The organism is Phocaeicola faecalis (assembly GCF_021730445.1).
Classification (GTDB): Bacteria; Bacteroidota; Bacteroidia; order Bacteroidales; family Bacteroidaceae; genus Phocaeicola; species Phocaeicola faecalis.
This window is the reverse complement of sequence record NZ_JADNRM010000006.1, coordinates 20,659-34,249: the sequence shown is the minus strand read 5'-3', so window position 1 is coordinate 34,249 and position 13,591 is coordinate 20,659. Positions and strand designations below refer to the sequence as shown.

The following is a 13,591-nucleotide window of genomic DNA, read 5'->3' as shown; positions in this document are numbered from 1 at the left end:
CAGTAGAAACAATATGAAAAAGATATTGACCTTATTATTGGCAGCGGCATCATTGACCGCTTGCGACATAGACCGTTTACCATATAGTTCTATGGCTGCAGAACAAATCACAAACGATCCTTCCGCATCGTTGGAATCTCTAATGAACGGTATGTATGCTCAGCTAAAGACATGGTCGGACCCCATGCACCGTTGTGGTGAGTATGCCGGCGACAATATGATGATTCGCGGTTCATCAACAGATGCCTTCTATGAATTCATCTCTTTCTCCCGCACTCCGGTAAACTACCGTTTACAGAACTTCTGGGATTATGGTTACAAGGCTGTTGCCCAGGCCTCAAATATCATCAAAATGATAGAAGAAGGGCAGAGTGCCGAGATAGACAACCAATTGGGAGAGTGTTATTATGTACGTGGTATGATGTATTTTTACTTATGCCGTGCTTATGGACGTCCTTACTATCAGGCTCCTGATAAGAACTTAGGCGTACCTATTGTTAATGGTACTCCCGATGATATTATGGGAGACCTGCTACTACCCGACCGTTCTACTGTAAAAGAAACCTATGAACAGGCCATCAGTGACTTGAAAAAGGCAGAAGAAATGATGACTATCAACAAAGGTGCTGCTTATGCCTCAAAAGAAGCAGCTCAGGCAATGCTCTCACGCGTATATCTGTATATGAGTGGAACGTATGAAAATCCCAATCGGGAATATGCCCAGTTAGCTGTTGACTATGCAGACAAAGTAATCAATTCGGGCACCTACTCATTATTGCCGCGCGAAGAGTTCATGAAATATAACACGCTTACTCCCGAGAACAACGACGAATCCATCTTTGTGGTAAAACGTGTTGCTTCTGAATTTTCCGGTTATGACCACTACTATGGCATTGGCGGTATGTATGCCAATATCGGCGGTATGGGTTGGGGAGAAATGTATGCCAGTGCCAAATATATTGATTTGTTGAATGAGACAGGACGGAATGACTGGCGTCCGGATCATTATAAAATCGTAGACGCACGTGCTGCATTTATCGAACCGACATACACTGATAATCATAAAGAAGTATTCCGTTTTATCAAACAAGATTCAGAAACGGTTTTAAATTACGAACAGTTGACTGTAACACAAAAAGGAGCGGCAGTGGTTTGCCAAAAGACCAAAGAAGTAGACGGAAAAGATGTTCCGGACGGTCCGGAATACACACTGACTCCTGTAGATGCCGAACAGGATATTTATTCTATCACTTACCAAGACGGCAAAACTTATATAGGTATGCTGGACTATTACATCTCTCTCAACCGTGTATATCCACAATTCTATATCACCAAATGTTCTCGCGAAGGAGAAGATTCGCATTTACATTCACCGATTATCAGTCGTTTGGGTGAAATATATCTGAATCGTGCAGAAGCCTATGCTAAATTAGGCAATTATTCGGCCGCTTTAGCCGACCTTAATACCATTCGCGAACGCTCTATCATCGGTGGTGGATACGCTTCATTGAACGCAACAAACGCCAGCGAAAGAATTGACAAAGAACGCCAATTGGAATTAGCCTATCAAGCAGAACGCAGCTATGACGTGTTCCGCAACGGTAAGCCTTTGACACGTCGCTATCCGGGACCTCACAAACAATTTGAAGACATTCCCGCATCAGACTATCGTGTTGTTTATTACATTCCACAGAATGCAATAAATGCTTATCCGGGCACTTTGACTCAAAACCCGACTAATAGTAGCGGAGTTATCCTGAATTAAGGCTCTCTTTTCAATAACATATTAGTTTTTTATGAGATGGTTCGTAAGTGACAGCACTTAAAGAACCATCTCTTTTTATGAACAAACCTATTCAGAGAAACAAAAACATTTCATTCATAAGACATCCGGCAGCATTTACTTCTTTTTTATTCGTCCGTTCCGGAGATTTTCTATAATTTTGCATCAAACAACTATTAATCCAATAAAACTTTATCAGAAAAAACCATGATTAAAAAACCATCTACCTTGGTAGCCGGTTTAGCATTGATATGTTTGGCCGGATGCACTTTACCTCAAAAGGAAGTTGCACAAAACAATTCATTTGCCCCTATTGAAGTAGCAGTACCCGAACGACCCGCAGGACAGCAAGATGTAATCCAGCTGACCACTCCTAAGCTCGACACTGTTCGTGTCGGATTTATCGGACTTGGAATGAGAGGTCCCGGAGCTGTGGAACGCTGGACACATATCCCCGGAACAAAAATTGTCGCACTCTGCGATTTACTCCCCGAAAATGCAGAAAAAGCACAAAAAATCGTAACCAATGCAGGAATGGAAGCACCGGTGCTCTACTCCGGTTCGGAAGATGCATGGAAACAACTGTGCGAACGTAATGATATCGACCTTGTTTATATTGCCACCGACTGGAAGCATCATGCCGAAATGGGTATTTACGCTATGGAACACGGCAAGCATGCCGCCATTGAAGTTCCCTCTGCTATGACACTGGACGAAATCTGGGCGTTAATCAATACTTCGGAAAAGACCCGCAAGCACTGTATGCAATTGGAAAACTGTGTATACGACTTCTTCGAACTGACAACATTGAACATGGCTCAACAGGGATTGTTCGGTGAAGTGCTACACGTAGAAGGTTCTTATATCCACAACCTTGAAGAATTCTGGCCCTACTATTGGAACAACTGGCGTTTGGACTACAATAACGAAAACCGTGGAGACGTTTATGCCACTCACGGCCTTGGCCCGGCCTGCCAATTGCTGAATATTCACCGTGGCGACCGCATGAAGACTTTGGTAGCGATGGATACCAAGGCTGCAACTGGTCCTGAACTGGGTAAGAGATATGGCTTGGCAAACGATTCTATCGAGTTCCAGAACGGTGACCATACCATGACTTTCATCCGCACTGAGAACGGCAAAACTATTCTTATCCAGCACGATGTGGTGAATCCTCGTCCTTACAGCCGTATGTATCAGCTGACAGGTACAGATGGTTTCGCCAACAAATACCCTATCGAAGAATATTGCTTGCGCCCCGACCAGGTTGACGCTAAAGAAGTGCCTAACCACGAAAACCTGAATATGCACGCTGCTGTTCCCGAAAACGTGAAAGAAGCCTTGATGCAGAAATACAAACACCCGATTCACCGGGAACTGGAAGAAACTGCCAAGAAGGTAGGTGGTCACGGTGGTATGGACTACATCATGGACTATCGTCTGGTTTACTGTCTGCGCAACGGTTTGCCTTTGGATATGGATGTATACGACTTGGCTGAATGGTGCTGCATGGCAGACCTTACCCGCCTTTCTATCGAAAACGGTAATGCTCCGGTAGCTGTACCCGACTTCACCCGCGGTAGCTGGAACAAGGTGAAAGGTTATCGCCACGCATTTGCCAAATAAAAACAGCACGCTTTAAAACAACAATAACTTATGATTGGGGCAATCAGTGTATATTGGCAGCTCCAGTCATAAGTTATTTTTTTACGCCCTTATAAAACAAAAAAAGCAAGTTCAAACCCTGTCAAACGGAAATCTTACGACATAAGAGAAACATTTCCGAATAAACAGTTCTCTTCTACAAAAATTATACTATTTTTGCTAGAATAAAATAAGACCATGTTCAAAGGTTACCCAAAGTGTAGATATACAACCATTTTTATCATTTTTTCAATTGCTTTTATATGTGGGCTAAATTACAAAAAATGGTATGCCACTAATCATTTAGTGACAAAACGTGTCTTCCTTGCATACTCCCTCGCCAAAGACGAAATAGGTAACGGGAATCTCGAAAAACACCTCTTGCAGGAATTCAGAAGACAGGGGGTTGAAGCTATATTCGATCGCTTCTATTTAGATTGTACCAAATTAAATGAGCAAGAAGAAATAGAACATTGCCAAAACTATCTCGAATTAGTTAAGAGTAAATCCACAGACCTCATCCTCACCATAGGAGACCAAGCTACATATTCCATCTTATCCACCCGCCACCAACTGTTGGGTTCTGTTCCCATATTGGCATGTAATGTACATTTTCCAAATGAAAAACTGATAGAAGAATATAATGAAAAGAAAGTTTATGTCCTCAGCGATATCCCCGACCTGCAGCGCAACATAGAATTTATAAAGACACTGCATCCCCACACCAACATGGACATTATCTATAATATAGATTTTAGTTATCTGGGACATAAATCTTTTGATATGCTTACCCGTACTGTAGACAGAAAGAGTGTAAGAATGTTGGGATATGCTAAAGGATTTGCCCAAGAGGATGAATACAACAGACTGACGGAAATGATTAAATACTTTAATCTGATGCCCGGCATGACCAATGAAAATCCGAATAAAAATCAATTGTCCGTCAGCCTCTGCCCTTTCCGATATATAAAAGGGTCTTCTTTGCTCATTATGTTGGAACGTTCCAGACGAGATCAGGAAGACCAAGTATTCTTATTGGACAAATTTGACATGATGTCCATCCCAATTACCAACGCATTGAATATTCCCTCATTCAGTTGCATCCGTGAAGGGTTTAACGAAAATGCCAAGATTGTGGGCGGATACATGGCAACAGAAGAGATTTCAGCCAAAGCAGCAGCCGACTTAGCCGTCCGACTGATGAAAAATGAAAAGATAGGCATGCCTAAAATAAGGGCTTTGGACAAAGAATATATATTAGATTGGACTTATCTCTCCGAACATGCCAAACATATACATCAGATTCCCGCTCATATACGCATCATCAATTATCCCTTTTATGACCGTTACCACAAGGAACTTTATATACTGGGAGCATTGTTCGTTATTGCCTTTATCTTGATTTCCGTCAGTCTGCTGCGGGCCCACCGCCGTTCTTTGAAAGAGCGTACCAACCTCCGGATTCTGGAAGAGGCTCAGAAACGGTTAAGCCTTTCTGTCAACGGAGGTCATATTTCGCTTTGGAATGTTCAGGACGACATCATCGAGTTCGATGCCAATTATACGAACCCGTCAGGACTGAAACAACAGAAATTTACAAGAGATGAAATCAGGAAGTATACCCATCCGGACGACGCTCCATTATTGAAAACTTTTTATGAAACCATGCACCAATCACCCGGCATGCAAATGCAGCGGATACGGTTTTCTTTCGGCAACGAAGAGGGAAACTACCAATGGTATGAGCTGAGGTGCAGCAGTATGAAAGACACCCGGGGCAAAATGATGATGGCGGGAGTCATTCAAAACATCCAAGCACAGGTGGAGCGTGAAGAACAGCTCATACTGGCAAAACAAATTGCCGAGAATGCTGAGTTGAAACAATCATTCCTCAACAATATGAGCCATGAAATCCGTACTCCTCTGAATGCTATTGTGGGATTCACCAATATATTGGTAGGTGAAGGTTCAGACAAAATAGACCCGGAAGAAAAAGCAATGATGCTCGAGCTGGTCAATCACAACAATGACTTGCTTCTAAAATTAGTCAATGATGTATTGGAAATATCCCGCCTTGATTCCGGAGGACTGACCTTCGAAATGGAAGAATGTGACTTGAAAGATATTGTAAAGGAGATTTTTATGACCTACGAAGGGCTAATCCAACCGACACTGCAGTTTCACCTTGAAATGGACGAAAGTATTCCGTTGCCTGTACATATCGACCGGTTCCGTTTTACTCAGGTTATCTCCAATCTGCTGAACAACGCTAACAAATTTACCAAAGAAGGAAGAATCACACTGGGATGCAAGTTTGACAAAGAACATAACAAGGTATGTATCTACGTACAAGACACCGGAAAAGGCATTGACGAACAAGAACTGATTATGATTTTCGACCGTTTCTATAAGACCAATGAATTTGAACAAGGTAGTGGTTTGGGACTTTCCATCTGTAAAGTGATTATTGAACGGCTGGGCGGGCGTATAGAGGTACAGTCGGAAGTGGGAAAAGGAAGTTGTTTTACAGTGATTTTATCCTTGGCAAAAACAAATAAAAGTGATGGAAAGGAATAACAAATAATGGAAAATACACTGAGGCCTTGGCAGAGGTGGCTATTGTTCTGTGCAGCTATGGCACTCGTTTTTGTATCGGGTGTTGCGATATCCACTTTGTTGGAACATCAAACGGAAACAACAAATACAGTTACCGGTAAGAAGAAAATAAAGATAACCGGCATAGAAGCCCGCAGTTCTGTTTTCTCCGAAAATTACCCGCGCGAGTATCAGACCTGGGCAGATACACTCACCGTAGGATACCAAGGCAACTGCACAGAAGGAACAGCCGTCGATGTTTTGGCACAACGCCCCGAACTGGTTATACTATGGGCCGGTTATGCTTTTTCCAAAGACTACCGCACCCCGCAAGGACACATGTTTGCACTAAACGATATCACCCATTCGCTCCGCACCGGCGCACCTATGAGTGACACCGAAGGACCTCAATCTGCATCCTGCTGGGTATGCAAAAGCCCGGACGCCCCCCGATTGATAGAGAGCATCGGGGTGGATTCTTTCTACCATAACAAATGGGCAGCACTGGGTAGCGAAATAGTAAACCCCATCGGATGTGCAGACTGCCACGAACCGGAAAATATGAATCTGCACATCAGCCGTCCCGCCCTTATCGAAGCATTCAGCCGCCAGGGAAAAGATATAACAAAAGTATCTTCTCAGGAAATGCGTTCATTGGTATGCGCTCAATGTCATTCTGAATACTACTTCAAGGGGAACGACAAGTACGTAACTTTCCCCTGGGATAAAGGCTTTACGATGGAAAACATCGAGAAGTACTATGATGAAACGGATTTCACTGATTATATTCATACCCTGAGTCGTGCCCGCATTATAAAAGCACAGCACCCCGACTATGAAATTTTTCAAATGGGTATTCATGGCCAGCGCGGTGTATCCTGTGCCGACTGCCACATGCCCTATAATAATGAAGGAGGCATAAAGTATAGCGACCACCACATCCAGAATCCATTGACTGTGGCGCAACGCACTTGCCTCACCTGTCACCGTGGAAATCAAGAAACACTTTGCAATAATGTGTACGAACGCCAACAAAAAGCAAATGAACTGCGCATACTCTTGGAAAAAGAACTGGCAAAAGCACACATCGAGGCAAAGTTTGCATGGCAACAGGGAGCCACTGACGAGGAAATGAAAAAAGCTTTGCAGTTTATCCGCCAGGCACAATGGAGATGGGATTTCGGAGTATCTTCACATGGCGCTTCTTTCCATGCGCCGCAAGAAACGATGCGTATACTGGGACACGGACTGGATAAAGCATATCAGGCACGAATGGCCATTGCCAAAGTGCTGACAAGGCACGGATATACGGAAGAGGTAGCATTACCAGACCTCTCTACCAAAGAAAAGGCACAGCAATACATCGGCCTGAATATCCCGGCAGAGAAAGCCGCCAAAGAAAAGTTCTTGGAAAAGGTCGTTCCACAATGGCTGAAGAAAGCCAGGGAAAACGGCCGCATCACTCCACATTCACTTTAGTCAGCTTCCCTGTCACCGAATCAATGATGAATCCATAGACCTTGATATCAGAAGGTATCAACGGATGATTGACAATGGCATGCACAGTGCCGCGCACGGATTTCTCCGTATCTTCAAATCCGTCCAGCCATGCCGCAAAGTCCACACCACAATAGTGAATCATATCGATTGTTTCCTGCTTGATACCGCGCGCCTTCATGTGCTCTATCATTTCAGTGCTGTTCATGTGGCAAGCACCACAATCGGAATGGGCTATGACCATGACTTCTTTTACACCCAACTCATATATAGCCACCATCAGACTGCGAATTACACTCCCGAAAGGATGCGAGATGACACCTCCTGCATTTTTTATCATTTTCACATCACCATTCTTGATGCCCAAAGCGGCCGGCAACAACTCGGTCAGTCGGGTATCCATGCATGAAAGAATAGCGATTTTCTTATCGGGATATTTATTGGTAATATATTTTTCATACCCCTTGTTTGCTACAAATTGTTTGTTGAATTCTAGAATTTCATCTAACATGGTTCTGCGTTTTTTATGTCTCTCGCAAACATACGAAAAAAACAAATGAAGCGGTACATTCCCGCCTGAGAATTTTAATGGACGCCCGACTTTTTACATGCGGACCATCCCCCCTGCCCTCTTGAATGGGGTTGTGTCAAAACGTGGATAATGCTGTCGTTTCGTTCGTAGGGGCAAGGTTCGCTCGCCCGAAAACAGTTTACTTTGTGCCTTCGGGCAGGCAAACCCTGCCCCTACAGCTGACGATTGGATAGACTGGTTTAGTTTTGACACACTCCCAATCCGAAAATCCTGTGGGTGATAAGCGTGAACTATGGGTTACAATACCGGTACCCAATCAAGCGGTCATCTGATATACTTCATTTATAATGCCTTAAAAGAATCTGTATTCTTACATTGTCATATTGGAATCTTCTCAAAATATGATGCCCACACACTTTTTGACTTGACCCGGTATATCGGTATACGTTGCGCGAACTCACAGCCCAACGTTCCCCGAGTTCTTCCAAAATATTACGGTCTGTATCAGCACACATCATCAGGCGAAGCTGACGCTCAAACCTATGTAGTTCCACACAATCGAATGAGCCGCTACTCTTTTTTCTTCTTGCCCAACCCTGCACGGATGCGGCTCAATGACTGCGGGGTAATCCACAAATAAGAAGCAATATGCTTCAACGGAACATATTGCAAAAGCTCAGGGTTTTCTTCCAGCAAAGTAAGATAACGCTCTTTGGCACGAGGACTTCCTCCGCTGATAATCCAATTCTCCAAACCGAGAAACTGTTGTTCGAAAAGCCGTCGTCCGAAGTTGGCCAATTCTGCTGATGAAGCATAAAAAGACTCCAGTTTTGCCTTAGAAATACCATAAAGTTCACTGTCACACATAGCCTCTATGGAGACCAATGAAGGAGTATTTTCTATGTAGCCCCAAGACGAAAAAATAGCCTCTCCTTCAGAAGCAAACCAGACGGAGACATCCACCCCGTCATTCAGGTAATGTCCCCGCCAGATTCCCTTGCTTATAATATAGAAGTTCGAATTCCGTTCACCCTCCTGCACCAGAAAATCTCCTTTGCGGAAGTGGAGCTTTTCCATTTTCGCCAATAACTGCAAACTCGCTGTTATCGGCAAACTGTACTTCTCGCAAAACTTCTGAACAAACGCATCCATACTTTCCACTTGATTTAGTACCGCAAAGGTAAGAAATCATCCGTGAACCAACCGACGTTTGCGCCAATAAATTGTGGTGATTACTAAAAAAGTAAGTACTTCAGCCAACGGAACAGCCAGCCAGATACCGGGCACTTTAAGCAGCAACGGCAATCCGAAAAGGCAGATAACCATGAATACGAATCCGCGCAACACCGTAACCACCATTGCCGGGCGCGCACGCTCCACACTCTGAAAATAACCAATAGATACAATATTCACAGCAAAGAAGACAAATCCCGAAGCAAACAAAGGCAATCCTGCCACTGCAATATCGTATGCCGGATAAGAACGGTCAATAAACATGGCCACTATCTGATGATTGAATATCGCTGTAAGCATAAAAAACACAAGCCCGCAAATCACAGCAGTCATTAATGCCAGACGAAAAGCCGAACGCACACGTGCTTCATCACCGGCTCCGAAATTATAGCTCAGGATGGGTTGCACCGACTGTCCAATGGCATTATACACCATAAATATAATAGGGAAAAAATAGCAGGCAATGCTGAAAGCCGCCACCCCGTCTTCTCCCAAATAAGAGATAAACACATAGTTACCGGCAAACATCATACAGGCTATTGCCCCCTCACACAAAAACGTTGATGCTCCCAAACGGCACATATATTTCACATTACGCCAAGTGAGCTGCATGCTCTTCTTGCTGAACTTCACACGGCAGAAACGGATTACATTTTTCTTACGGCTCAAATATATGATTATCATGGCAGCCCCAATCACATAACCCAAGCTGGTGGCAAGTGCCGCACCCCTCATTCCCCAACCGAAAATGAAGATGAACACATAATCGAGCACAATATTAATCACTGCCGGAATAGCATTGCACAACATGGCATAGTTAGGAGAACCATCCAATCGCACAAAAAACATTCCCGAACTGAGCAGTGCACTGAACACTAAAAACGGAAGGAACCAATACATATACTCTACCGCCAAAGGCAACAATCGTTCCGAACTTCCCAACAATCGTGCCACTTGAGGTGCAAACATACACACCGCCCCCCATAGCAATGCCAGGAACAAAGAAGAAACCACCACCGCCTGTGTCACATTAATCCGCGCCGACTTCTGTTTATCCTGTGACAAATGAATGGAGGCAACCACGGACGCCCCCACTCCAAACATCAGCCCGATGCCTGTACTTATCAAAAACAGTGGAGCCGTAATATTTACCGCAGCCAATGCATCACTACCAATTCCCTTACCTACAAATATTCCGTCTGTTATGACAAACACAGCCGAAAAGACCATCCCCAACACAGTAGGTATCAGTAACTTCCGAAACAATTTCGGAATTTCCATACTACCAAAATCAATACTATCTTTCATACCTATATCAATTTATTTTTCCGGTTGCAAAGATAAGGCCTTATTTTAGGGTAAAAATTACCATTTGGTAATTTCAGTCACTTTTTCATTAGCCAGACTAAGCGTTTTCATCCTTTCGATTATGCCTGTCTGTCAGTCGGATTACTACAGTCTTCGGCAGTGGACTGTACAGTCTGCTACAGTGGACCGTACAGTCTGCTACGGTGGACTGTACAGTCTGTTGCCGGAGACTGTAATATTCTTCCGTTTAAAAAGCCTTAGCCGACCCTAAGAAACGGCTTACTCTTCCCTTTGTAGGTGATATGATATAAGGAGATAAAACAAGGATTTAAATTCCCAAGAAAACAATGTGTCCCACTTTTTACAACGAAAAGTTTGTGAGTTAAAAAGAAATCACTACCTTTGCACCCGCAAAACAAAAGAATTGCCTCTTTAGCTCAGTTGGCCAGAGCACGTGATTTGTAATCTCGGGGTCGTTGGTTCGAATCCGACAAGAGGCTCACCAAAAGAAGGGAGTGTGTCAAAACTAAACCGACCTATCCCATCGCCAGCTGTAGGGGCAGGGTTTGCCTGTCCGAAGACACAAAGCAAACTGTTTTCGGGCGAGCAAACCTTGCCCCTACGAACGAAACGACAGCATTATCCAGGTTTTAACACACCCCACCTCTTTCTAATTGTATCTTTTTCCCAAGAAACAAGGGGTATTGTTTGCGAAAGTTGTTATGATGGCATCCGAACCGAGGTATCACGTACCATCATCAGAATCGACATCACCAGCGAACCTCCCACTATCATCCCTCCTCCCAATAATAATGCTATTGCATTTGGCTCTGTCATCTTTGAGAATTCACGAAGCTCCGAAAAGAGAGCGATTGAAAAGAAAAGGGAGCACATCAGAAAGAAAATACCCATAAAGACACTTATCGCCCCATTCCTTCGGATAAGCTGCTTGATTAAAAGACCTGTAACCAGCAAAAGAAATACACCCAGTATAATCTCTACGGTATGCCATGTGCCTAGCAACACAGCACTCATGAGTTCTCCCCAGCCCAACAACAAAATAGCTAGAAACCACACATCCGGAAGACAGTTGAAAAACTTCTTTTTATCCCAGTGAACTAAAAATGTATCCATCATATTAAAATGTTAGTTTTCACAAATATAGGGAATACTATCAAATAAAAAAATTCCTTGCCGACTTTTTATCGCCAGCAAGGAATTTCAATCATTTATAGGGCAAAAATTACATCATGCCGCCCATGCCACCCATTCCGGGAGCACCCATCGGCATTTCGGGTTTATCTTCTTTCTTTTCCACAATCACACATTCTGTAGTCAGGAACATACCTGCGATAGAAGCTGCATTTTCAAGAGCGACACGAGTTACCTTGGCAGGGTCTACCACACCGGCAGCGTGCAAGTTTTCGTAAACGTCAGTACGGGCATTGTAACCGAAGTCACCTTTACCTTCACGTACTTTCTGTACAACTACTGCACCTTCCTTACCTGCATTGGCCACAATCTGACGAAGCGGTTCTTCGATGGCACGCTTGATGATTTCAATACCGGTTGTTTCATCTTCGTTATCGCCCTTCAAGCCTTCCAAAGATTCTGAAGCACGGATGTAAGCTACACCACCGCCCGGAACGATACCTTCTTCGATAGCTGCACGAGTGGCACACAATGCATCATCCACACGGTCTTTCTTTTCCTTCATTTCTACTTCAGAAGCAGCACCTACATAAAGAACAGCTACACCACCTGACAACTTAGCCAGACGTTCCTGCAATTTTTCCTTATCATAGTCTGAAGTGGTATTCTTGATTTCAGCTTTGATTTGGTTGATGCGTTCCTGAATGTTTTCTTTTGCACCGGCACCGTTTACGATAGTAGTATTGTCCTTAGAAACAGTTACCTTATCGCAAGTACCCAACATTTCAAGAGTAGCTTGTTCCAGTTTCAAACCTTTTTCTTCGCTGATAACGATACCACCGGTCAATACGGCAATATCTTCCAACATAGCCTTACGACGGTCGCCGAAGCCCGGAGCCTTCACAGCACAAATCTTCAACTGAGAACGCAGACGGTTCACCACCAAAGTAGTCAATGCTTCACTGTCCACATCTTCTGCAATCACCAACAAAGGACGTCCGCTCTGTACAGCCGGTTCCAGGATAGGCAAGAAATCTTTCAAGTTAGAAATCTTCTTATCATAGATTAAGATGTACGGATGTTCCATCACACATTCCATCTTTTCAGTATCAGTCACGAAGTAAGCTGACAGGTAACCGCGGTCGAACTGCATACCTTCTACCACACCGATAGTAGTGTCAGTACCTTTGGCTTCCTCGATAGTGATAACACCATCTTTAGAAACCTTGCGCATAGCGTCTGCAATCAACTTACCGATAGTAGGATCGTTGTTGGCAGAAACAGCAGCTACTTGTTCAATCTTGTCATAGTTATCACCTACCATTTCGGCCTGAGACTTGATAGATTCAACTACTTTTGCAACAGCTTTGTCTATACCGCGTTTCAAATCCATCGGGTTTGCTCCGGCAGTAACATTCTTCAAACCAACACCCACGATTGATTGAGCCAATACTGTAGCGGTAGTAGTACCGTCACCTGCATCGTCACCAGTCTTTGAAGCAACCGATTTCACCAATTGTGCACCTGTGTTCTGGAATGGGTCAGCCAATTCCACTTCTTTAGCAACTGTCACACCATCTTTAGTAATGTGAGGAGCACCGAATTTCTTTTCGATAATCACATTACGACCTTTCGGACCAAGAGTTACTTTCACCGCGTTAGCCAATTCGTCCACACCCTTTTTCAGTTCTTCACGGGCGTCAATGTTGAATTTAATATCTTTAGCCATAATCTTTATTCTTTTTTTAATCTGTCATTCTAAACGAAGTGAAGAATCAAAATAGCTCCAAGTAGTTTACCGATTCTTCGTTTTCATTCAGGATAACAAATGATTCTGTTCTATTGTT

The 13,591-nt window shown here is 43.7% G+C and carries 9 protein-coding genes and 1 tRNA gene; 5 read left to right on the top strand and 5 right to left on the bottom strand.

All coding sequences use genetic code 11. The features are described from left to right. The first annotated feature begins 13 nt into the window (after positions 1 to 13). The 4 genes from IR173_RS08165 to nrfA all read left to right on the top strand — a co-directional run bounded on the left by IR173_RS08165 (position 14) and on the right by nrfA (position 7,501). Positions 14 to 1,765 (top strand): RagB/SusD family nutrient uptake outer membrane protein, encoded by a 1,752-nt coding sequence (locus IR173_RS08165; protein ID WP_237039162.1) that lies wholly within the window; start codon positions 14 to 16, stop codon positions 1,763 to 1,765. 225 nt (positions 1,766 to 1,990) lie between these two features. Continuing rightward, a complete protein-coding gene (locus tag IR173_RS08160; RefSeq protein WP_237039161.1) occupies positions 1,991 to 3,409 on the top strand; it encodes a Gfo/Idh/MocA family protein in 1,419 nt (472 codons plus the stop codon). A gap of 216 nt (positions 3,410 to 3,625) precedes the next feature. Beyond that, positions 3,626 to 6,004 carry a sensor histidine kinase gene (locus IR173_RS08155; protein WP_237039160.1) on the top strand — a complete coding sequence of 793 codons (2,379 nt, stop codon included), beginning with the start codon at positions 3,626 to 3,628 and terminating at the stop codon, positions 6,002 to 6,004. Positions 6,005 to 6,010: 6 nt separating this feature from the next. Continuing rightward, positions 6,011 to 7,501 (top strand): ammonia-forming cytochrome c nitrite reductase, encoded by a 1,491-nt coding sequence (gene nrfA / locus IR173_RS08150; RefSeq protein ID WP_237039159.1) that lies wholly within the window; start codon positions 6,011 to 6,013, stop codon positions 7,499 to 7,501. Here nrfA and IR173_RS08145 read toward each other — a convergent pair. The 3 genes from IR173_RS08145 to IR173_RS08135 form a co-directional block, all read right to left on the bottom strand. After that, complete coding sequence (locus IR173_RS08145) at positions 7,482 to 8,030, bottom strand: beta-class carbonic anhydrase (protein ID WP_237039158.1); 549 nt, start codon at positions 8,028 to 8,030, stop codon at positions 7,482 to 7,484. The genes nrfA and IR173_RS08145 overlap by 20 nt on opposite strands. Before the next feature lie 591 nt (positions 8,031 to 8,621). After that, positions 8,622 to 9,203 (bottom strand): Crp/Fnr family transcriptional regulator, encoded by a 582-nt coding sequence (locus IR173_RS08140; RefSeq protein ID WP_237039157.1) that lies wholly within the window; start codon positions 9,201 to 9,203, stop codon positions 8,622 to 8,624. A 36-nt stretch (positions 9,204 to 9,239) separates the two neighbouring features. Next, complete coding sequence (locus IR173_RS08135; protein ID WP_237039156.1) at positions 9,240 to 10,592, bottom strand: MATE family efflux transporter; 1,353 nt, start codon at positions 10,590 to 10,592, stop codon at positions 9,240 to 9,242. A 426-nt stretch (positions 10,593 to 11,018) separates the two neighbouring features. Here IR173_RS08135 and IR173_RS08130 point away from each other — a divergent pair. Beyond that, positions 11,019 to 11,092: transfer RNA gene (locus IR173_RS08130), tRNA-Thr, on the top strand. 220 nt (positions 11,093 to 11,312) lie between these two features. Here IR173_RS08130 and IR173_RS08125 read toward each other — a convergent pair. Continuing rightward, on the bottom strand, positions 11,313 to 11,729 hold the full coding sequence (locus tag IR173_RS08125) for a hypothetical protein (protein WP_237039155.1): 417 nt from the start codon (positions 11,727 to 11,729) through the stop codon (positions 11,313 to 11,315). A 106-nt stretch (positions 11,730 to 11,835) separates the two neighbouring features. Further along, a complete protein-coding gene (groL, locus tag IR173_RS08120) occupies positions 11,836 to 13,473 on the bottom strand; it encodes a chaperonin GroEL (RefSeq protein ID WP_237039154.1) in 1,638 nt (545 codons plus the stop codon). Between the last annotated feature and the right edge of the window lie 118 nt (positions 13,474 to 13,591).